This is a genomic window from Tenacibaculum aiptasiae (assembly GCF_008806755.1).
In the GTDB taxonomy this organism is placed as follows: domain Bacteria; phylum Bacteroidota; class Bacteroidia; order Flavobacteriales; family Flavobacteriaceae; genus Polaribacter; species Polaribacter aiptasiae.
On record NZ_WAAU01000031.1, the window covers coordinates 26,887 to 47,927 of the forward strand.

General features: G+C 30.1%; 22 protein-coding genes. 9 read left to right on the forward strand and 13 right to left on the reverse strand.

The window, feature by feature from the left end; translation table 11 throughout:
- Positions 1-40: 40 nt before the first annotated feature.
- Entirely contained in the window at positions 41-928 is an 888-nt protein-coding gene (locus tag F7018_RS16245; protein ID WP_150901157.1) for a 3-hydroxyacyl-CoA dehydrogenase family protein, read from the reverse strand.
- A 37-nt stretch (positions 929-965) separates the two neighbouring features.
- Entirely contained in the window at positions 966-1,925 is a 960-nt protein-coding gene (locus F7018_RS16250) for a Gfo/Idh/MocA family oxidoreductase (RefSeq protein ID WP_150901158.1), read from the reverse strand.
- Positions 1,926-2,055: 130 nt separating this feature from the next.
- Between F7018_RS16250 and F7018_RS16255 the strand changes: the two genes are divergently transcribed.
- Entirely contained in the window at positions 2,056-2,697 is a 642-nt protein-coding gene (locus F7018_RS16255) for a protein-L-isoaspartate(D-aspartate) O-methyltransferase (RefSeq protein ID WP_150901159.1), read from the forward strand.
- A gap of 53 nt (positions 2,698-2,750) precedes the next feature.
- Here F7018_RS16255 and F7018_RS18570 read toward each other — a convergent pair whose 3' ends face one another.
- From F7018_RS18570 to rlmD, 9 genes are all read right to left on the reverse strand, one after another.
- On the reverse strand, positions 2,751-2,912 hold the full coding sequence (locus F7018_RS18570) for a hypothetical protein (RefSeq protein ID WP_175578764.1): 162 nt from the start codon (positions 2,910-2,912) through the stop codon (positions 2,751-2,753).
- A gap of 18 nt (positions 2,913-2,930) precedes the next feature.
- On the reverse strand, positions 2,931-3,791 hold the full coding sequence (locus F7018_RS16260; RefSeq protein ID WP_150901160.1) for a substrate-binding domain-containing protein: 861 nt from the start codon (positions 3,789-3,791) through the stop codon (positions 2,931-2,933).
- Positions 3,792-4,661, reverse strand: a complete 870-nt coding sequence (locus tag F7018_RS16265; protein ID WP_150901161.1) for a nucleoside phosphorylase — start codon at positions 4,659-4,661, stop codon at positions 3,792-3,794.
- On the reverse strand, positions 4,662-5,606 hold the full coding sequence (locus tag F7018_RS16270) for a DUF1835 domain-containing protein (protein ID WP_150901162.1): 945 nt from the start codon (positions 5,604-5,606) through the stop codon (positions 4,662-4,664). It abuts the gene before it with no gap.
- Between the two features lie 149 nt (positions 5,607-5,755).
- The gene (locus tag F7018_RS16275) at positions 5,756-6,079 is read right to left on the reverse strand and encodes a translation initiation factor (RefSeq protein ID WP_150901163.1); all 324 of its coding nucleotides are present in this window, start codon (positions 6,077-6,079) and stop codon (positions 5,756-5,758) included.
- A gap of 4 nt (positions 6,080-6,083) precedes the next feature.
- Positions 6,084-7,031, reverse strand: coding sequence for an isopenicillin N synthase family dioxygenase (locus tag F7018_RS16280; RefSeq protein WP_150901164.1), 948 nt, complete (start codon positions 7,029-7,031; stop codon positions 6,084-6,086).
- A gap of 60 nt (positions 7,032-7,091) precedes the next feature.
- Positions 7,092-7,790 (reverse strand): DUF6048 family protein, encoded by a 699-nt coding sequence (locus F7018_RS16285; protein ID WP_150901165.1) that lies wholly within the window; start codon positions 7,788-7,790, stop codon positions 7,092-7,094.
- Positions 7,771-8,265: a DUF6452 family protein gene (locus F7018_RS16290; RefSeq protein ID WP_150901166.1), complete on the reverse strand. Its 495-nt coding sequence runs from the start codon at positions 8,263-8,265 to the stop codon at positions 7,771-7,773. The genes F7018_RS16285 and F7018_RS16290 overlap by 20 nt, the downstream gene beginning before the upstream one ends.
- Positions 8,266-8,271: 6 nt before the next feature.
- Positions 8,272-9,723 carry a 23S rRNA (uracil(1939)-C(5))-methyltransferase RlmD gene (gene rlmD, locus F7018_RS16295; protein ID WP_150901167.1) on the reverse strand — a complete coding sequence of 484 codons (1,452 nt, stop codon included), beginning with the start codon at positions 9,721-9,723 and terminating at the stop codon, positions 8,272-8,274.
- 137 nt (positions 9,724-9,860) lie between these two features.
- On the opposite strand from rlmD, the gene F7018_RS16300 reads away from it, so the two are divergent.
- The 3 genes from F7018_RS16300 to rocD all read left to right on the forward strand — a co-directional run bounded on the left by F7018_RS16300 (position 9,861) and on the right by rocD (position 12,179).
- Positions 9,861-10,406: an RNA polymerase sigma factor gene (locus tag F7018_RS16300; RefSeq protein WP_150901168.1), complete on the forward strand. Its 546-nt coding sequence runs from the start codon at positions 9,861-9,863 to the stop codon at positions 10,404-10,406.
- A 4-nt stretch (positions 10,407-10,410) separates the two neighbouring features.
- Positions 10,411-10,794 carry a DUF6768 family protein gene (locus F7018_RS16305; RefSeq protein ID WP_150901169.1) on the forward strand — a complete coding sequence of 128 codons (384 nt, stop codon included), beginning with the start codon at positions 10,411-10,413 and terminating at the stop codon, positions 10,792-10,794.
- A gap of 140 nt (positions 10,795-10,934) precedes the next feature.
- Positions 10,935-12,179, forward strand: coding sequence for an ornithine--oxo-acid transaminase (gene rocD, locus F7018_RS16310; protein WP_150901170.1), 1,245 nt, complete (start codon positions 10,935-10,937; stop codon positions 12,177-12,179).
- Between the two features lie 60 nt (positions 12,180-12,239).
- Here the strand turns inward: rocD and F7018_RS16315 are convergent, their stop codons facing one another.
- Complete coding sequence (locus tag F7018_RS16315; RefSeq protein WP_150901171.1) at positions 12,240-15,212, reverse strand: DEAD/DEAH box helicase; 2,973 nt, start codon at positions 15,210-15,212, stop codon at positions 12,240-12,242.
- A 173-nt stretch (positions 15,213-15,385) separates the two neighbouring features.
- Positions 15,386-16,102 (reverse strand): RDD family protein, encoded by a 717-nt coding sequence (locus F7018_RS16320; protein WP_150901172.1) that lies wholly within the window; start codon positions 16,100-16,102, stop codon positions 15,386-15,388.
- Positions 16,103-16,221: 119 nt separating this feature from the next.
- Here F7018_RS16320 and F7018_RS16325 point away from each other — a divergent pair, with 119 nt between their 5' ends.
- The 5 genes from F7018_RS16325 to F7018_RS16345 are packed head-to-tail and all read left to right on the forward strand — an operon-like array spanning position 16,222 to position 21,041.
- A complete protein-coding gene (locus tag F7018_RS16325; RefSeq protein ID WP_150901173.1) occupies positions 16,222-17,187 on the forward strand; it encodes a stage II sporulation protein M in 966 nt (321 codons plus the stop codon).
- Positions 17,180-18,064 carry a hypothetical protein gene (locus tag F7018_RS16330; protein WP_150901174.1) on the forward strand — a complete coding sequence of 295 codons (885 nt, stop codon included), beginning with the start codon at positions 17,180-17,182 and terminating at the stop codon, positions 18,062-18,064. The genes F7018_RS16325 and F7018_RS16330 overlap by 8 nt, the downstream gene beginning before the upstream one ends.
- 4 nt (positions 18,065-18,068) lie before the next feature.
- On the forward strand, positions 18,069-18,800 hold the full coding sequence (locus F7018_RS16335; RefSeq protein WP_150901175.1) for a DUF4129 domain-containing protein: 732 nt from the start codon (positions 18,069-18,071) through the stop codon (positions 18,798-18,800).
- A 4-nt stretch (positions 18,801-18,804) separates the two neighbouring features.
- Positions 18,805-20,028 carry a DUF4350 domain-containing protein gene (locus F7018_RS16340; RefSeq protein ID WP_175578765.1) on the forward strand — a complete coding sequence of 408 codons (1,224 nt, stop codon included), beginning with the start codon at positions 18,805-18,807 and terminating at the stop codon, positions 20,026-20,028.
- Between the two features lie 11 nt (positions 20,029-20,039).
- A complete protein-coding gene (locus F7018_RS16345; RefSeq protein WP_150901177.1) occupies positions 20,040-21,041 on the forward strand; it encodes an AAA family ATPase in 1,002 nt (333 codons plus the stop codon).

Here is a 21,041-nt window from a genome sequence, read left to right on the forward strand (position 1 = left end):
AGAAACTTCCTTTTTTATTATTGTTAAGCTTATAAAGCGATTAAGAGAACATTTTAGCTACTTTTTCAGCTTTTCTACTTTCACTATAATCGTAAAAACCTTCACCAGATTTAACACCTAATTTACCAGCCATAACCATATTAACTAATAATGGACATGGAGCATACTTAGGATTTTTAAATCCATCATACATTACATTTAAAATAGATAAACAAACATCTAAACCAATAAAGTCGGCTAATTGTAAAGGCCCCATTGGATGTGCCATACCTAATTTCATTACAGTGTCAATTTCTGCAACACCAGCAACTCCATTGTATAATGTCTCTATAGATTCATTAATCATAGGCATTAAGATACGATTTGCAACAAAACCAGGATAGTCATTAACCTCTACAGGAACTTTGTTTATTTTCTTCGTTAAATCAACTGTAAAGTCCATTACTTCATCAGAAGTGTTGTATCCTCTAATAATTTCAACTAACTTCATAATTGGCACTGGATTCATAAAGTGCATTCCAATTACTTTCTCAGGTCTTTTAGTTGCCGCAGCAATTTGAGTTATTGAAATAGAAGAAGTATTAGTTGCTAGAATTGTTTCTTCAGGGCAAACTTCATCTAAATCTTTAAAAATCTTTAATTTTAAGTCAACATTTTCTGTAGCAGCTTCTACTACTAAGCTAGCTTGTTGTACACCTTCTTTTATAGAAGTAAAAGTGGTAATATTATTTAAAGTATTGTCTTTATCTTCAGAACTAATTTTTTCTTTAGCTACCATTCTGTCTAAGTTCTTAGTAATGGTTGCAATACCTCTATCTAAAGCATCTTGTGATATATCAATAAGTTGAACGTTATATCCAAATTGAGCAAATGTATGAGCGATTCCATTCCCCATAGTTCCAGCTCCAATTACTGCGATATTTTCCATGTTGTATGTATAGTTTTATTTTTTATTTAAAGTTTGATTAGAAACAATCAATAATCATTTGCGCAACTCTTAAAGCCTCTGTTCCTTGAGTTAAAGAAACAACAGGAGTTGTGTCAGTATTAATTGCATTAGCAAAAGATTCTAATTCATCTAGAATTGCATTGTTAGGTGTTACTTCTGGATTGTCAAAATAAATTTGCTTTTTTACACCTTCAGCATTTTGTAAAATCATAGCAAATTCATCTGGATTTTCAGGAACATCTTTCATTTTTACTACTTCCGATTTTTTCTCTAAGAAATCTACAGAGATGTATGCATCTTTCTGGAAAAAACGACTTTTACGCATGTTTTTCATTGAAATTCTGCTAGATGTTAAGTTAGCAACACATCCATTTTCAAATTCAATACGAGCGTTGGCAATATCAGGAGTTTCAGAAATAACAGAAACACCACTAGCATGAACATTTTTTACTTTCGATTTTACTACCGATAGAATAATGTCAATATCATGAATCATTAAATCTAATACTACAGGAACATCAGTTCCTCTAGGGTTAAATTCTGCTAATCTATGAGTCTCAATAAACATTGGAGTGTCAATAACATCTTTTACAGCTGTAAATGCTGGGTTAAAACGTTCAACATGCCCAACTTGACCTCTAACGTGATTTTGGCTTGCAAGTGTTCTAATACCTTCCGCTTCTTGCAAAGTATTAGTAATTGGTTTTTCTATAAAAATATGTTTTCCTTTTTCAATGGCTTGTTTAGCGCAATCAAAATGAGATAAGGTTGGTGTAACAATATCAACTACATCTACGGCATCTATAAGTTCTTCTATAGAGTTAAATAATTTGTAACCAAACTCTTTAGCTACTTTTTGTGCATTTTCGGTAAAAGGATCGTAAAATCCTACTAATTCATATTTTTCTGATTGTTGTAACAAACGCAAGTGTATTTTACCTAAATGTCCTGCGCCTAAAACTCCGGCTTTTAGCATAAGTGAAAGATTATTAGTTATTTGAATATTTATATAAAAAGAAATGATTTATACAAAAAATCAACGCTAACAAAGATACACTTTTGTAGAGATTTATTACTACTTTTAGCCCGTCGAAATTTTACTATTTGTGAGAGATACTACCAAACATCAAGGGCTTAGAAATCAATTAGCAAAGGTTTTAGAAGCTAAAGGGATATATGATATAAAAGTGTTAAGTGCTGTACGAAAAATTCCAAGGCACTTGTTTATTGATAGTAGTTTTGAATCACATGCTTACCAAGATAAGGCATTTCCTATTGCTGCAGATCAAACAATTTCACATCCCTTTACTGTCGCATTTCAATCGCAAGTATTAGAAGTTAAACCAGGAGAAAAAGTTTTAGAAATCGGTACTGGTTCTGGATATCAAACAGCTGTTTTGTTAGAGTTAAATGCTGAGGTGTACTCAATAGAGCGTCAGCATGAATTATTTAAAAAAACATCGATGTTTTTACCTAAGTTAGGGTATAGGCCTAAGCGTTTTATTTTTGGTGATGGTTACAAAGGTTTACCTGAAGAGGCTCCGTTTGATAAAATTATAGTAACAGCAGGTGCTCCATATGTGCCAAAAGCTTTATTAGGACAGTTAAAAATAGGAGGAAGGTTATTAATTCCAGTAGGAGATAAAGAGCAAGTTATGACTCTATTTCTTCGAAAATCACCTAAGGAATTTGAAAAACATGAATTGGGAGATTTCAAATTTGTTCCAATGTTAAAAAAGAAGAACTAAAAAATCCGCCTAAAAAAGCGGATTTATTGAATTTGAATAAAAGAAACATCAACTTATTCAGCTATCTCAGTAGCATCAGCTACTATGATTTCTTGTTGATGTTGGTTTTGTTTGGTTTGATTAGTTTTTGCTAAACCGCATGGGCTTGTGCTTCCGCAAGAAGAAAAACCTACTAAACTAACTACACAAATTGCAATAAATACTATTTTTTTCATTTTTTGGGTTTTAAAAAATCAAATATACATATTTCTGATTAACTCACCAGAATCTTTCTTCTCATCAATAACGTTAAACTCAATCATTTTATTTTGTATGCTAGTGATTAAATTTTCAGTTACTGGCTCTCCATCACTCCATTCTGTAATAGATAGCCATTCTTGAATATCATTTAATTGTTGTTCGTATCTGATAGCTAGTGTTTTATCGATATTTTTGATTTCCTTAAAGTCAGAAGTACAGCTATTGATTATGTCTAAAACTTTTTTTACTTCATCAAAATTATTTTCTAAAACTTCATTTCGAACTGCTACTACAAAACAAGGCCAAGGTGTAGGACAATCTCCTAAACGTCTAAATGTATTGTTGTCAACTAAAGGTTTGGTGGTAAAATGTTCCCACATAAAGTAGTCAGCTTCACCATTGGTTAAGGCATCAATTCCTCCCTGTAAATTGCCAACAACTTTAAATTTTAGTTTCTCAACATCCCAACCATTATTATGTGCGTTTACAATAGCCATTAAATGAGATCCAGAGCCAAATCGACTAATAGCTACAGTTGCATGTTCTAAATCTTCAATTTTTTTGAAAGAAGATTTAGCTCCAACATGTATTCCCCAAATTAAAGGACTTTTTACAAAGGTTTGTGTAATTTTTGAAGGATTTCCATTGATTATATCTTTGATAATTCCTTCAGTAAGTACAATTGCAATGTCGATTTCTCCTGAACGTAATGCTTTGCACATAGCACCAGTACCTCCAGGGAAGTCTTGCCAACGTAAATTTATGTTGTTGTTGGTGTATTCTTTATTTTTTAAGGTAATGTACCATGGATAGTTAAAATGCTCTGGTACACCACCTACTTTTAAATTTAGCATCTATTCAACTAATTTGTCTAAGGTATATTGAATTAAATCAGCAACAACTTTACCAGGGTTTTCGCTAAATGTTCCATTAGCTCTATTAGCAATTAAAGCATTCATTGAGGCTGCATTATGACCTAGTAATTTTGATAAACCATAAATGGCAGAAGTTTCCATTTCTAAATTTGTAATTCTATTACCATTGTGGTTAAAACTATCAATTTTAGCGTTTAATTGAGCGTCTTGCAGTCCTAAACGTAAAACACGTCCTTGAGGCCCATAGAAACCACCTGCAGTAGCTGTAATACCTTTATGTACCTTATCTGAAAGTAATTTTTCTTCTAAAGTTTTTCCGTTTGCTACTACTAAAGGATACGATTTTTTAGAGCTCCAATCTGTATGTTTAATAAAAGCTTGTTCTAATTCTGGATTAGCAATTTCTTCTACTTGATAAGACTGTAACATACCGTTTAAATCCAATCCATGAGAGCTTAATAAAAAGCTGTTTACTGGAATGTCGGCTTGCAAAGATCCAGAAGTACCAATTCTAGTAATATTTAACTGTGTATGAGTTTCTTTTACTTGACGTGTTTCTAAATCAATATTTACTAAAGCATCAAGTTCGTTTAAAACGATATCAATATTATCAGGACCTATTCCTGTAGAGATTACAGTTAATCTTTTGCCTTTATAAGTTCCGGTAGTAGTTTTAAATTCTCTTTTTTGAGTTGTAAATTCAATAGAGTCAAAATGTTGTGTTACTTTATCAACGCGATATTGATCTCCAACGAAAATAATATCGGTAGCTATATGCTCAGGTCTTAAATTTAGATGATAAATACTTCCATCAGGATTTAAGATGAGTTCAGAATGTTGTATGTTCATTTATGATGTAATTTTTAACAGCTTGTTTGTAGAGTTTACATATAAATAGCTGTATTTTTTTGCGCCTCCAAGATACGAAAAATCGGAACGCATTTTTGCATAATAGTTCGTTTGATTATGCAGTACTTTTTTACCTATTTTATTTAATTTAACTGGGTTAAATGAAGAAAATAAGCTTTTTAATTGATTTGTTTTGTTAACATATTGAATATCACCATATCCATAAACCTCTTGATTTGATAATAAGTGACCAATAAACTTATTTTTTGTTTCAAATTTATTGCTCTTAGCGGCTTTTAAAATATTGTTTTCAATATGGTTTAACCCATTTTCTATAGATGGAAAACGAAGTAAATGTGCTTTTATAGCTTCTTCTAAATATACAAATGGTGATTTAGGATTTAACTTTGAAGCATTTTCAAGTTGCAAAGGACTATCTGAGCAATAAAGTTGCCATATATAATCAGCATACTCAATATCGTCTTGGGTAAGTGTTATCCTGTTTTTAAAATGTTCTTTTAATTGAGTAGGAGATAGTTCACCTAAACCTAACATCTTTTCACTGTTTGCTATTTTACCACTACAAACTAACGATATTTTTTGATTTTTTCTATAACGTTTAAGCCAGCTAATAACAGCTAGCATGTTTATTTGACAAAATAAATCATATTCAAACCAAAGAACAATTTCGTCTTGTTTTTTTTGATTACAAAGGTTTCTGTACTCTTTTAAAGTGTAATCAATAAACTTCCTTTTTGTAACTTTATATGACGATTTAAGAAAATCAAAACGGGTTTTCCAAAAGTTTTCACTTCCTACATCAACAGATGTTTTTCCTTCGCACAACATTTCTCTCCATGTAATAATATCTCCTTTAAAATTTAAGTTTTTTAACTGTAGAGTTGTAGTGTCTCCGTTGGTAATGTGTAATAATGAGGATGTCATAATATTGAGGAATTCTTTTTTGATTTCTTCTGTTGGTATATAATAAACGCTGATTTTTCTACGTTATTATTAATTACCTATATTTTAACACTTTAAAGTTATTTGAAGGAAAAGTGTCAAGAAAAAATATTCTTGACACTTCAATAATATTAGCCTCCAACGCGTTTTACTTTGAAGCCTTTATCTTTTAATATTTCCATTATTTGATCGCGGTAATCACCTTGAATAATAATAGTGTCATCTTTAAAGCTACCACCAACACTTAGTTTGGTTTTTATTTCTTTAGCAAGCTTTTTAAAATCTTGAGTAGCACCATTGTACCCGTCTAAAATTGTAACAGGTTTTCCTTTGCGTTTTTCATATTTGCAAAGAATAGGATCATCTTGAAGCCAAATATCAGGTTTTTCTTCAATTGGTTTTTCTTCAAATTGATGATCTGGAAATAAGTTTTTTAATTGATCTTGTAAATCCATTAAATTACTTTTTCAATCCTAACTCGCGTAAACGTTCGTCTAAGAATTCACCAGCAGTTATGTCTTCAAACTGCTTTGGATTATTGTCGTCAATACAGTTTTCTAAAACATCTAATTTCATGTCAGAAACTGGATGCATAAAAAATGGAATAGAATAACGAGAAGTTCCCCATAATTCTTTAGGAGGGTTTGTTACTCTATGAATAGTTGATTTTAATTTATTATTACTGTGACGAGATAACATATCACCAACGTTAATCATTAATTCGTCTGGTTGAGCAATGGCATCATGCCAAACTCCATCATGATCTTGTACTTGTAATCCTTTTCCTTGAGCTCCCATTAACAAAGTAATTAGGTTAATGTCTCCATGAGCAGCAGCTCTTACAGCCCCTTTTGGTTCAGTTTCAATTGGAGGGTAGTGGATTGGACGTAAAATACTATTTCCGTTTTTGATATATTGATCAAAGTAAGTTTCTTCTAATCCTAAGTGTAATGCTAATGAACGTAAAACATATTTAGCTGTTTTTTCTAACATTTGATATGTTTGCTTTCCTATTCTATTGAATTCTGGAAGCTCTTCAACTTCTACATTAGCTGGATATTCTTTTGCATATTTAGAATCAGCATCTACATACTGACCAAAATGCCAAAACTCTTTTAAATCTCCTTCTTTTTTCCCTTTTGCAGACTCTTTTCCGAAAGAAACATATCCTCTTTGTCCTCCAATTCCAGGTATCTCATATTTCTCTTTTACTTCAGTAGGTAATTCGAAAAAGTTTTTAATTTCTTTATATAGATTGTCTACTAGTTCATCATCTAAAAAATGACCTTTTAATGCAACAAAACCAATAGTTTCATAAGCATTACCTATTTCGTTTATAAATTTTTGTTTTCTGCTTTCATCGCCCGATAAAAAGTCAGCTAAATTTACGCTTGGGACTTTACTCATTGTTAATAACTTTTATAAAAATGACTGTAAAGGTATTAAAAACAAGGGAAACATCTAAAATTACTTATTAACAAAAGGTATTAGGTATGATATTGTATAGTTAAACCCAAAACCAGTATTACTTTCAAAAACCCTATTAAATCCTGGTGCGTATAGCGTTTTGAAGTTTGTTTGGTCGTCTACACTGATCATTATTTTATAGGAAAAGCCAGCACTTACAAAAAGGTTTTTCAAAGTTTCAACTTTTATACCTAGTTGAAATTCAGTCCAATGTGCAGTTAGTCCAGTTTCTGTTATAGGAGTTGTAATTGTATTTGAAGGAAAATAAATATTTCCAACATTAGGTTTGTAACTATCTAAAGTTTGGTCAAAAAGAGCAAATCCATAACGCATTCCAACATAAATTTCATTATTCATGTCTAACCAGTTTTGATATGCATTATAATTAGCTCCTAATCTAATATAACTTCCTTTAGAGGTTGAAGTAGTAAAATCTTCAAAGGTTGTTTCTTTTTCGTATCCTAATTCTGTAGCGATATACCATTTTTTTGAAACACGATAATCTCCCACAATTTCCAATCCACTATAACTCTTGTCAAATATGGATAATCCAGGTTTACTAATATCTATTCCTAAACGAAGTCCGTAACCTGTCTTGTAAGTTATCGTATCTTTTTTCGCTTCGGAATTCTTTGTTTTTTGAGCGTATCCTTGTAAAAAACTAAGTGTAAGACAAAGACTAATGATATACTTGTACATGTGCTTTTGCTTGATTGTCAATATTAGTAATTAATGAAGTAGATAAATTATCAATCCAACCAGTGTGTGTTAAATTAACATCTTTATAGATAATTCTATATCCACATGAACGAGAAACATAATCCTCTTCAGGAACATATTTTATTGTAAGTGTAGCTATTTGGTTGTTGGCTATAGTATTATCAACATTATTCATCTTAAGTGTATACACTGTTTCTGTGGTCAATGAGTTTAATGATTTCAATGAGTTCAATGGGATAGCAATACTATCAGTTGTTTGATTGGTAAATAAACTATCAGTTTTTCCTTGAGCTATAATGGATAAACGTTGTACTGCTTTTGTTTGACTATTATCATCTTTATCGTAAAAACGTAAAACTAAATTTGGTGTTACTGGATTTTGTACGCAAAAATCATCTCTCTCACAAGAAAGTAATCCTGCTATTAAGACAAAAAATAAAATATACTTTTTCATTAAAAATTATTTTTCAAATAATACTACTGTTTCAATATGCGCTGTATGCGGAAATTGATCTACCAAGCTAATCTTTTTTAATTGATAGCCATTTTTAATTAACTCTTCTGTATCTCTAGCTTGAGTTGCTGGGTTACAAGATACATAAACCATTCTATCTGCATTTAGATTTATGATTTTTTTAAGTGTTTTTGGAGCAATACCAGCACGTGCAGGATCTAAAATAATAGTTCTTATTTTGTTTTTAAACTGTGGGTGTTCATTTAAGAATTTACCAACATCGGCTGCATAAAACTCTAACCCTTTTATATTATTTCTCTCAGCGTTTTTCTTAGCATCTTCAATGGCTGAGGCTACAATATCTACACCTACAATTTTGGTGTTATTGGCTTTTGAAGCTATTATTTGACCTATAGTTCCAGTTCCACAAAACAAATCCATAACAACGGTATTATCTACTGCATCCTTGTTCTCTAACGCATAATCAACAACTTTGGTATATAATTTTTCTGCAGATTTTGGGTTGGTTTGAAAAAAGCTTTTCATGCTTATTTCAAAATTTAAACCTAATAATTCTTCTACAATTTTATCTTTTCCAGTAACAAGACTAATACTTCCAGAAGTAGCAATAGTTCTATCTCCAATTTCATCGTTAATAGTATGTAATAATCCTGCTAAACGATTTCCAAAAATGTCTTTTAATAAATTAGCGAAAGCTTGTAAGTCAAATTTAGGTAAATCATAAGAAGTTGTTACCAAATTAAATAATAGTTCATTTGTTTTATAAGATTTTCTAACAACAAAATATCTGAAGAATCCTTCTTTTTTTGGTCCGTGCCAAGGAGCTAAACCAGTTTTTTCACAGTATTCTCTAATTACTTTTAAGTTATCTTCAACTTGAGCATCAAATAATCCAGAGTCTTTATCTAAATTATCTCCCATCCACCAAACACCACGGCGTTTAAAACCTAGGGTGAAAAAATCATCATCTTTCTTATTAATTCTATCGTAACCAATAGCTGAAAATCCATATTCCATTTTGTTTCGATAATGAAATACATTAGGAGAAGCAACGAATTCGTCAAATAAATCTTCTATATTTTCAACTTTACCAATTCGTTTAAATAAAGAAAGTGTACTTTCTTTTTTATATTGATGTTGAAGATCAATAGGTAACTGAATATATGGAGCACCTGGGATATCTTGATATGGAACTTCTATTTCGTCTTCTGAATGTTTTATAACCTCTACTAGTTTACATTCAGCATATTTCTTTTTCGACTTAACTACACGAGCTTTTACCAACTGTCCTGGTAAAGTGTTGGGAACAAAAACAACAAAAACTCCTTCTTCTGAGCGAATTCTTCCAATTCCTTTTCCTCCAAAGGCATAATCTTCAATTAAAATTTCTATTGTTTCGTTTCTTTTAACAAACTTATTTCGTTCTCTACGTGGCATTGTAAACTATAATTTATGGTTTGCAAAATTAGGAAAAGATATGGTTTCAAATACTTTTAACTCAAACTTAAATTTCTATTTTTAAAAAGAAAATTGAACCTTTTAACTTTTCATACGTCTATGAGATGTAATTGATAATGAAAAAATTGAATAATATTACTGATAAAGATTTGATTTTAGCCTATAAAGAAGGAAATCAAAAAGCGTTAACAGCCTTAGTAAAAAAATGGCATGTTCAATTTTGTAAGCTTGCTTTTTGGTATGTAAAAGACCGTGATATAGCTAAAGATGTAGCTCAAGAAAGTTGGCAGGTTATTATAAGAAAGTTGGGAGAACTTGAAAATCCTAATCGGTTTAAAAGTTGGGCAATTAGTATTGTAAATAGAAAGGCGATTGATTGGTTAAGAGCAGATAAAAGAGTATTGGATAAATACCAAAAATATTACAATGAGCATAGAAAAGAAGTTATTTCAATTGAGGTTAGTGAAGAAGAAAAGTTGAAAAGTAGTTTGTTAAAAGCAATTCAGAAATTATCAATAGAACAACAGATGGTTGTTAAGTTATTTTATACTGAGTCGTATTCACTTAAAGAAATAAGTAAACTTTTAGATATATCGGTTGGAACAGCAAAGTCAAGGTTGTTTCATGCAAGAGAAAAATTAAAGAAAATAATAAAAACATAAAATTATGGAGAAATCAGAAGATATTGACAAATTAATAAAGGAAACCTTAACCGAAGAAGAGGCAAGATTTTATGAGGAATTAGATGAACAGAATGTTTTTCAAATGATTGGTGGGTTGTTTCAAGGGAAGAATAAATGGATTATGGTTTTAATGAATATTATGACTTTAGTTTTCTTTGGACTTTTTATTTACTGTATTGTTCAGTTTTTTAATTCGGAAGCAACTAAAGATTTAATAAAATGGGGGGTAGGAACTATGATTTTCTTGTTAGGAGTAAGTATGTTAAAAATATTTGCTTGGATGCAAATGGATAAAAATGCATTATTAAGAGAGATTAAAAGATTGGAGTTGCAGGTTTCTTCATTAGCTGGAAAAATATCGGAATAAGATTTTAAATGCTCTGAATATTTAGTAAATTGCAGAACTTTTTAGGGATGATTTCTTTCCCACGCTGAATTTTCGAAACTTCTTCGAAAGGATAAAGGTAGATAAGGAATGGTTATTTTATAAATTTAAAATTATTAAAAATGGCTGTTTTAGACCAATTAACTTCGCAACAAGCGATCGATTTAGAAAACAAACACGGAGCACATAACTATCACCCATTACCAGTGGTTTTAAGTAAAGGTGAAGGAGTGTACGTATGGGATGTTGAAGGTAAGAAGTATTATGACTTTTTATCTGCTTATTCTGCAGTAAACCAAGGGCATTGTCATCCAAAAATTGTTGGAGCAATGGTAAATCAAGCGCAAACATTAACATTAACTTCTCGTGCATTTTACAATGACATGCTAGGAAGGTATGAAAAATTTGCAACTGAACTTTTTGGTTTTGACAAATTATTACCAATGAATACTGGTGCTGAAGCTGTTGAAACTGCTTTAAAGTTATGTAGAAAATGGGCTTATGAAGTAAAAGGAATTGATGAAAATGATGCACAAATTGTAGTTTGTGAAAATAATTTCCACGGACGTACAACTACAATTATTTCGTTTTCTAATGATCCTGTTGCTCGTAAGAACTTTGGACCTTATACAAATGGGTTTATTAAAATAGAGTATAATAACTTAAAAGCTTTAGAAGAGGCTTTAGAAAGTGATAAAAATATAGCTGGTTTCTTAGTTGAACCTATTCAAGGAGAAGCTGGAGTATATGTGCCATCTGAAGGATATTTAGCAGCTGCTAAGGCGTTATGTGAAAAGTATAATGTATTATTTATAGCTGATGAAGTTCAAACAGGTATTGCACGTACGGGAAAAATGTTAGCGGTAGATCATGAAAATGTAAAACCAGACATTTTAATCTTAGGTAAAGCATTAAGTGGTGGAGCTTATCCGGTTTCTGGAGTATTAGCAAATGATAATATTATGAATGTTATTAAGCCAGGTAACCACGGTTCTACTTTTGGAGGAAATCCAGTTGCAGCAGCAGTTGCTATTGCAGCTTTAGAAGTTGTTAAAGAAGAAAGTTTAGCTGAAAATGCTGAGCGTTTAGGAAAGATTTTTAGAGAGGAAATAGGAGCATTTACTGAGCAAACAGATTTAGTAAATTCAGTAAGAGGTAAAGGATTGTTAAATGCAATTTTAATTAACGATACTGAAGAAAGCTCAACAGCTTGGGATATTTGTATTAAATTACGTGATAATGGTTTATTAGCTAAGCCAACTCACGGAAATATTATCCGTTTTGCACCACCATTAGTAATGAATGAGGAGCAATTACGTGATTGTATTTCTATTATAAAGAAAACAATTTCTGAGTTTAAGAAATAATAAACTTAGAAATGATTGAAATAAAAAAGAGCGATTTTAAATCGCTCTTTTTTATTTGTTTTAACTTACCATTTCATGCACATGTAAATGCTTTTTTAATACTCCCGAAGGTGTGTTTTTTGTTTCGTCAAAAATTCGAGTGTCACCAAATAGTATAAAACTTTCTTTTGCTCTTGAAACAGCAACATTTAACATGTTAGGCTTGTTATCTTTTTCAAAGAACATGGTGCCTTCATCTTCATTAGAGTATACAGAACTGAATAATATGATATTACGTTCAGCACCTTGTAATGCGTGCACTGTTCCTAGTTTAATATCGTTAACTTTATAACCAGCTTCACTTAAAGCTTTTGAAAGTTCTCCTTTTTGACTTGCGAATGGCGTGATAATTCCTAATTGCTTTTCAATAGTATCTACACCATAAGCTTTTTGGATAGTTTCCTTATTTTGTTGTAACCAAGTTATGATAGCGTTTACTTCTTTTATGTTACGACGGCTATTGTATTTACGTTCACTAACTCCTTCAACATGATAAGCAACCATAGGAGGAAAGGCTTGAGTATCTTTTGTTTTTCCTTTCATAGGTTTTAAAATACCATTGTAAGCTAATTCGTTACAGAAATCAATAATTTCATCGTTACATCTTCTGTGTTCTAATAAAACTAATCCTTGTTCTTTTTCTTCCTTTAAAGGAGTTTCATACTCACAAGCATTTTGAGCCATTCTCATAATACTTCCACTTGAAGCTAAAAAACCAATATCACTTAAATAGTTAGTGTCGTTTTTATTTTCAAGCATATTTAGGCTAGTTAAGTTTCCTACATCAATTCTTTCAGGAATAGACCATATGGGTTCAATTTGCTTTAAGTCGCCAACAACAAAGGCTTTTTTAGCTAAAGAAAACATAGGGATACTAACCTCAGGAGTTACTTGCCCAGCTTCATCAATAATTAATAAATCTAAAAAATTATATAACGGTAGGTATTCAAAAACAGGTTTTCCGTATTCGTTTTCTCCTTGGAATTGACTAAATAAGAAATGCGTTGGAGCCATATAAAAAGTGGCCACAAAACAAGGTGTTAACATAGCTCTACGTTTCCATTTTGCTTGAATAGCCAATTCTCCAGTACCTCTTTCTGTATCGTTTTCTATAGCATCTTGAGTTTCTAATAGCCAACGAGCTTCCCAATAATGGGTTGCTAAAAGAAAAGCTTTATGACGTAAGTTAACGTCTAATTCATCGTAATAAAAACGATTGCTTTTATCAGTCGAATTTAACTTCTCATATTCATTATCCCACATCAGTGTTTCATTAGTAGAAGGAAAGCCTTGAATATTGTTTTCATACTTCCAATTCTTTAGTTTTAGGTGAGATTGAAGAATTAAATTAAAGTTGTTAATACTTTCTTTTAAAAATGAAACAGTTCTATTTTGATTGTTAAATGTAAATTCATCCATTTTAAAGATGCAGTCTTCAGTATTTGAAGAACTACCAATACTAAAGTACTGCTGTACTTTAGCTTTGAAATCGATGTCTTTCGATGCATTTTTTAAATTGGTTATAATGGTTCTCCATTCTTGAATTTTCCCAATTTTAAAATCATCTTTATCTATAAAATCACTTTCATTTAAAAGGATACTGTTTATACTTTCTATAGAATTGATATAGTTTTCAGAAAATTCAACTCCATCAATTAGAATGTCTTCTATAGCTATAATTTCATCTTGTAAATGATTACAAGCATCTTCAAGAGAATTTGAAGATACATCAAAGTAATTACAGTAATTAGTAAGGAAATAGTAAGCTGCTTCTTGTATATAATCTTCATTTTCTAAATTACACAAGGTACCTTCATGTTTGAAAAGATTTCCTTTTAAGAAATTAATTCCTTTTAAAGTTTTTTCACTTTTAGAATTAGAAGGTAGGTAGGTGGCATATCCATTAAAATCTGGAATCCAGCGTTCAGATAAACCTTCCATAGTACTTTTTGAATTGATAAAACTATCAATAATGTTAGTTACTGCTTGGTTATTGTTAGAACAAGCCACAATAACAGGCGCATCTTCACCTCTAATGGCTGCTTTTACAAATTCCGTAGCAACTAAACTTTGTAGTAATGTAGTTTTACCAGTTCCAGGAGGTCCGTTTACTGCTGTAACAGCATTTTCCTCAGCTACTAAATATGAAAGTAATGTTTTACGCTGACTAATAGATAAAGGAAATTCATTAGACATTTGACCTAAATGTAAATGATTATAACTTAAATACTCTTTATCTGTAATAGCTTGTCTTCTTTCTCTTACATAAGGACTAATTATTTTTGAAAGAGCTGGAAGTTCTTCTTCATCTTTTAGTAAGTTTTCATAAAGAAAAAGAATACTTTTAGCAGTGGCAATTTTAGAACTTACAGCAAAGTAAGTAAGTTGATGTACAGTATTATAGCCTTCTGTTTTATAACTGTATAAATTATGACCTGTAACATCTAAAAAAACCTCATTGATATAATCCCAATATTCATTCCATGCAACTGGTTCATCTTCATATTCAGGTTCTGGTTCTTCAATATTTTTAGCATCTAAAATGGTGTCTATTGATGAAAAAATAAAATCATTTTTTACATCAGCCATTGGAGTTAAATAGTTACGAACAATTAAAGGGAATATCTCTTTTGGAGCAGATAATTGTCCAGATCTATTAGCAACAACCGTTATCCAAAAAGGATGTATGGTTCTATTTTTATATTTGGGATTTTCTGTTTGATATGTTAAATGAAAAGGAGCTATAAGTATTTTAGTTTCTTCTACTTGATGCCATTTTGGGTCGTCTTTTTTGGTAACTCCTCTTAATCTGTTAATTCTTCTTTCTTCAACATCTAACAATTCATTTACTTGTTTTGAATTGATTAGAGCATTACTCAAATCAGATGAGTTTTGATGAAAAAGATTTTTAATTTTAGCAATATCTATTGCTAAGTTTTCACTATCAAATAAACTGTTTTTATAGTATTGTAACCAGTTTTTTTCGTTTGCCATGCTTATTTCTTATCGGTCAGAAATTTGTGTTTTTTTGGATAAGGGGAGGGCGAAAATAAAAGATTAAAATTGTTAAATCTGCTTTTTTAAAAGCTTTTTATTAACGAAAAAAAGGGAGTCTTTTTAGTCGTTTAATTTCCAGTGAAATAAATTAAAAGAATTTATTCTGTAATTTATTGTTGTGCATAATAATGATAATCTTTAATAACAGTATTAATAAAATCCATAGGCTTCTGCTCAGTATGAATACCTGTTAATTCAATTATTTTTTGATGTAATTTTAGAATTACCTTATGGTTTCTTTTTCTTCTAGCATCATTAAATACACTTTTAATAGTATGTATGTCGCTATCTTTTAATAAAGAAACTTGTGTGTATGTAGGAGTGTAATTATTGTCAATATCACTAGCAATAGTATCTTTTAAACTAATCCTTTTCTTTTCAGAAATTACTGTAGTTGCAGCAGCTAAATCGCCCAAGCGTTGTCCCTTCCCATTTAAAAGAATAGTTAAAACAGCGACAGAACCACTAGCCAAGGTAAAATCAATAACACGTAATAACCAACGTATCAAATAACTTCCAAATGTAGGTTTAGAACCATCTAGTTTTACCACACGAATTTGATTAAAATATTTACCAGGTGTTTGTCCATTCATTAAAACTTCAAAAATTAAACTATAGAAAAAGACAGGTAAACTAATAAGTGCCCATAAACTCATGTATTCCATACTTGGGGCTATGTCTAACATTCCCATAATAAGTATGATAATTATATAATAACCAATTATAAATAAAGCATCGATTAAGTACGAACCTATTCTAGTGGTTATGTGAGCTACATTTTGATTTATAGAAATATTTTGTGCAGTTTCTATTTGAAAATTATCCATTGATTAGTTTTTCAATTTTTTTTATTGTTGTTTCTTTAACTTTTTTTAGCTTAGCGAAGATAAAAAGATTCTATGATTAAAGAAATTGCACGAAAGAAAACTACTATTTTTCTTAAAAAATGAGAGAAGCCGCTTTTGTAAATATGAACAAAGAAAAATGGCAACTTTTTGAAGATGTTTTATACAACAAAGCAGTTGTGTCCCCTGATAAATTATCTGATTTATATGTTGAATTGACTGACGATTTAAGTTACGCTAAAACCTTTTATCCTAAAGGAAATACTGTAGTGTACTTGAATTCGATTGCTTCAGTAGCACATCAAAAAATATATAAAACCAAGAAGGAGAGTAAGAATAGATTCTTTAGTTTTTTTAAAACTGAATTTCCATTAATGTTTTATAAGCATCAAAAGCAACTATTGATTGCTTTTGTAGTATTTGCTTTTTTTACTCTGTGTGGAGCTTTTTCATCAGCAAACGATATTGATTTTGTACGACTTATTTTAGGTGATAACTATGTAAATATGACGTTAGAAAACATAGAAAAAGGCGATCCTATGGCGGTTTACAAAAAAGCAAATGAATTAGATATGTTTATAGGTATTACAGTAAACAACATAAGAGTGGCAATGTATGCTTTTGTTTTAGGAATGTTATTTTCTGTAGGAACTTTATATATAATGATGCAAAACGGAATTATGCTAGGTTCGTTTTTGTATTTCTTTTACGATAAAGGTTTATTATGGGAGTCTTCAAGAACCATTTGGATTCATGGAACTATAGAAATATCAGTAATTGTAATAGCAGGTTGTGCAGGTCTAGTTTTGGGTAACGGATTGTTATTTCCTAAAACATATTCTCGATTAGAATCTTTTAAAAGAAGTATGAAAGACGGATTGAAAATTATGGTAAGTACCATTCCTTTCTTCATCATAGCTGGTTTTTTAGAAGGTTTTGTAACGAGACATACTGAAATGCCAGACTGGTTAGCAGTTTTGATAATCTTGTCATCTTTGGCAATCATTATATTTTATTACATAATCTATCCAATACAAGTACATAAAAATCAATTAACAAATGACTAAAGAATATATAGAATTTAAAAAAGAAAGAGATTTAGGAAGTATTATTACTGATGCTTTTAAATTCATAAGGTTAGAAGGAAAGCCTTTTTTTAAAACAATAATGAAAGTATCTATTATTCCTATATTATTAGCAATTGCATCTTTAATTTTTTACATGTATTCTGCTTCGAGTATGTTTTCAGGTTTAGATTTAGAAACACATTCTAATCCTACCCCTAACTTAGGCTTTGCAGGGGGAATGTTTTTATCAGCTATACTAATGTCTATTTTTTACTTAATAGCACTGGTTTATGTTAATTTGGCTGGTATGTATTATATAAAATCTTATATAGACAATGAAGGAGTTGTAAAAGAAGATTATATTAAAGAGGAAATTAAATCGAAATTTTGGTCTTTTACAGGAATGCTTTTTTTAATGGGAATAATCTTTGTAGTTAGTGCTATGCTATGTTTTTTTCCGATTTTTTATACCATACCTGTTTTGTCTTTAACTGCTTCTATATTTGTATATGAAAATGTTTCTGCGACAGATGCAGTTGGAAAAAGCTTTAACTTTATAAATGGTCATTTTTGGGAAACATTAGGAGTTGTAATTGTTGTTGGATTATTAGTTATGGTTTTAGGTTATATATTCCAAATACCAGCTGCAATATATCAATTGATACAAGTAGGAATAGGGATTAGAGATCAAGATCCAACTCAGATTTTTAATATTTTTATGGACCCTATCTTTTTAATTTTAACAATTGTAGCTTATATAGGTAGATTCTTTTTTTATTCTATAACATTAATAACAAACGTATTTATATACTTTGATATTAATGAGCAAAAAAACTTAACAGGAACAATTGAAAAAATAGATGGTTTAGGTCAATAATATTTTGAAACAGTTTCTTTTTTACATAACATTTTTATTGTTTTCTATTTGTGTTTTTTCACAAGAAGAAAAAAAGCTAGTTCAGTTTGACGATTCTAAAATCGAGCAAAAGAAATTTGATGCTGAAAAAATAGAAGAGTATAAAAAACAAAAGGAGTTTATATATGTTGTTCAAAAAAGTGAACCAACAGTTTTTGATAAATTTTGGGATTGGTTAAAAAGGAATGTAAAAAATATATTGTCTTATTTCTTTGAAGATATTACTCCAGCTGTAGGTTTTTTATGGAATGTTTTAAGAGCCTTACCATATATAATTGCTGGATTAGTATTGTTTTTTATTATAAAGTTCTTTCTAAAAGTAAAAGCGAGAAGCATTATAGAAGGCAAAAACGCAAAGTCTGTTGTAAATCTTTCAGAAGATGAAGCATTGATAAGAGATAAGGATTTACCAAGTTTAATTCAAAAAGCAATTAATCAAGGAAATTATCAACTAGCAGTACGTTATTATTATTTGTTATTGTTGAAAAACCTATCGGAAAAAGAATTGATTTCTTGGCAACAAGAAAAAACAAACGAAGATTATATAAAAGAGTTATCGTTAAACAAAAGTTTGTACTCAGAGTTTAAAAAACTGACTTATTTATATGATTATGTTTGGTATGGAGACTTTTTAATAGATAAAGAAAAGTTTTTACAAGCCGAAACAAACTTTAAAAGTGTGATTGCTAAAATTTAAGGAATTGGATAAAAAACTAAAAATATATATTGGTTTATTGATATTTATAATACTTGGTATTGTTTATATTGAATCAGTAAAACCAAAAGAAATAAATTGGTTTCCAAGTTATGCTGCAAATCACAAGATACCTTATGGAACTTATATTTTACACGAAGAGTTGCCATCTCTTTTTTCAGAAAAGAAAGTAAAAGATGTATATCAAAACCCGTATCTATTTTTAAAAGATTCTACACGTAAAGGAACTTATTTGTTTATAGATAATGCTCTTAATTTTGGAGATGATGAGTTTGAAGAATTATTAGATTTTGTCGAACGAGGAAATAATGTTTTTATAGCAACAAACGGTATTTATATAGATACTTTAAATGTAAGAACAAAGCAATTAAGTACATCTGCATTTGAAGAAAAGGCATACCAAAAAATGAGTAATCCACAATTTGGAGACAAAGAGTATTATTTTGATAGAGACTTTCCGAAACGATACTTTTCAGAAATTGATACATTAAATACAACCATTTTAGGAGAGATAATTATTAAAGATGGGGATGGTGTAGTTGAAAGTACTGAAGCTAATTATATTAGAACAAAGTATGGGAAAGGGTATTTTTATTTACATACTTTTCCCCAAGCATTTACTAATTATAGTATGTTGCTAAAAGATAATTATGAATATGTAGGAAATGTATTGTCATATTTAGACAAAAATAATTCAGGTGTTGACGATGGAAAAAGTTATAGTGATAATATAATTTTATGGGACACATATTATAAGACAGGGAAGAGTAGAATAGCCTCGCCAATGCATTATGTATTAAGTTCAAAACATTTAAAATGGGCTTATTATGTGGCTTTAATAGGTGTATTGTTTTTTATCGTTTTTAAAGGGAAAAGAAAACAGCGATTTATTCCAGTAATTACACCTTTAAAGAATCAAACCTTAGCTTTTACAAGAACAATAGCTAATATGTATTATGAAAAATCAGATCATAAAAATATAGCATCACATAAAATAAATTACTTTTTAGAGTATATAAGAACTACTTATCGATTGTCAACATTAAAAATAGATGAAGCTTTCTATGAGAAACTATCAAGTAGGAGTGGAAAACCATATGACGATGTAGTCAATTTGTTTAAAAAGATAGATGCAATAGCGTCAAAAGAACATATAAAAGAAGAAGAATTAACAGCATTAAATAAAGCTATAGAAGCGTTTAAAGAATAAAAAAGAATAGGATGAGTGTAGAGAATCCAACAACCGAATCAAATGAATTGTTTTCAAATAGAATAGATTTATCTAAACTAAAGGAAGCAGTAGTAAAAATAAAAGAAGAGCTAGCTAAAGTTATAGTTGGACAAGAAGATTTTATAGAGTTATTATTAGTTTCATTGTTAGCAGATGGACATGTTTTAATAGAAGGTGTACCAGGAGTAGCAAAAACAGTAACAGCTAAGTTGTTAGCAAAAACAATTGCTACAGATTTTAGTAGAATTCAATTTACACCAGATTTAATGCCTTCTGATGTATTAGGAACTTCTGTTTTGAATATGAAAACTTCTGATTTTGAATTTAAAAAAGGACCTATATTCTCTAACATTGTTCTAATTGATGAGATAAATAGAGCACCTGCAAAAACGCAAGCTGCTTTATTTGAGGTAATGGAAGAGAAACAAATTACTATGGATGGAACTCGTTATGAAATGAAACCACCGTTTATGGTATTGGCAACACAAAATCCTATAGAACAAGAAGGAACATATGCATTACCAGAAGCTCAATTAGATCGTTTCTTGTTTAAGATAAATGTAGGTTATCCAAATTTAGATGAAGAGATTAAAATTTTAACAGCTCATAACGAACGTAAAGGAGCGCTGCCTCAAACAAAAGTGTCAACTGTTTTAACAGAGACAGAACTGTTAGAATATAGAAGTAAAGTATTTGATGTTTTAGTAGAGGAGAAAATTATAAAATATATCGCTGAATTAATTTCAAATACACGTAATAATTCGCATTTATATTTAGGAGGATCACCAAGAGCAAGTATTGCAGTATTAATGGCAGCAAAAGCATTTGCAGCAATTAACGGACGTGATTTTGTAATTCCAGAAGATGTAAAGAAAAGTATCTATCCAGTATTACGCCACAGAATAATGTTAACTCCAGAAAGAGAAATGGAAGGAATGACTGCAGATAAAGTCATAGAAATAATTGTACAATCAGTAGAAGTACCAAGATAG

Coding starts and splice junctions, on each gene's coding strand:
- F7018_RS16265 (WP_150901161.1), bottom strand. CDS start 4,661: ATGAACATACAACATTCTGAACTCATCTTAAATCCTGATGGAAGTATT.
- F7018_RS16260 (WP_150901160.1), bottom strand. CDS start 3,791: ATGCTAAATTTAAAAGTAGGTGGTGTACCAGAGCATTTTAACTATCCA.
- F7018_RS16250 (WP_150901158.1), bottom strand. CDS start 1,925: ATGCTAAAAGCCGGAGTTTTAGGCGCAGGACATTTAGGTAAAATACAC.
- F7018_RS16245 (WP_150901157.1), bottom strand. CDS start 928: ATGGAAAATATCGCAGTAATTGGAGCTGGAACTATGGGGAATGGAATC.
- F7018_RS16285 (WP_150901165.1), bottom strand. CDS start 7,790: ATGTACAAGTATATCATTAGTCTTTGTCTTACACTTAGTTTTTTACAA.
- F7018_RS16305 (WP_150901169.1), top strand. CDS start 10,411: ATGGAGAAATCAGAAGATATTGACAAATTAATAAAGGAAACCTTAACC.
- F7018_RS16315 (WP_150901171.1), bottom strand. CDS start 15,212: ATGGCAAACGAAAAAAACTGGTTACAATACTATAAAAACAGTTTATTT.
- F7018_RS16280 (WP_150901164.1), bottom strand. CDS start 7,031: ATGAGTAAAGTCCCAAGCGTAAATTTAGCTGACTTTTTATCGGGCGAT.
- F7018_RS16290 (WP_150901166.1), bottom strand. CDS start 8,265: ATGAAAAAGTATATTTTATTTTTTGTCTTAATAGCAGGATTACTTTCT.
- rocD (WP_150901170.1), top strand. CDS start 10,935: ATGGCTGTTTTAGACCAATTAACTTCGCAACAAGCGATCGATTTAGAA.
- F7018_RS16330 (WP_150901174.1), top strand. CDS start 17,180: ATGACTAAAGAATATATAGAATTTAAAAAAGAAAGAGATTTAGGAAGT.
- F7018_RS16300 (WP_150901168.1), top strand. CDS start 9,861: ATGAAAAAATTGAATAATATTACTGATAAAGATTTGATTTTAGCCTAT.
- F7018_RS16275 (WP_150901163.1), bottom strand. CDS start 6,079: ATGGATTTACAAGATCAATTAAAAAACTTATTTCCAGATCATCAATTT.
- F7018_RS16325 (WP_150901173.1), top strand. CDS start 16,222: ATGAGAGAAGCCGCTTTTGTAAATATGAACAAAGAAAAATGGCAACTT.
- F7018_RS18570 (WP_175578764.1), bottom strand. CDS start 2,912: ATGAAAAAAATAGTATTTATTGCAATTTGTGTAGTTAGTTTAGTAGGT.
- F7018_RS16345 (WP_150901177.1), top strand. CDS start 20,040: ATGAGTGTAGAGAATCCAACAACCGAATCAAATGAATTGTTTTCAAAT.
- F7018_RS16270 (WP_150901162.1), bottom strand. CDS start 5,606: ATGACATCCTCATTATTACACATTACCAACGGAGACACTACAACTCTA.
- rlmD (WP_150901167.1), bottom strand. CDS start 9,723: ATGCCACGTAGAGAACGAAATAAGTTTGTTAAAAGAAACGAAACAATA.
- F7018_RS16320 (WP_150901172.1), bottom strand. CDS start 16,102: ATGGATAATTTTCAAATAGAAACTGCACAAAATATTTCTATAAATCAA.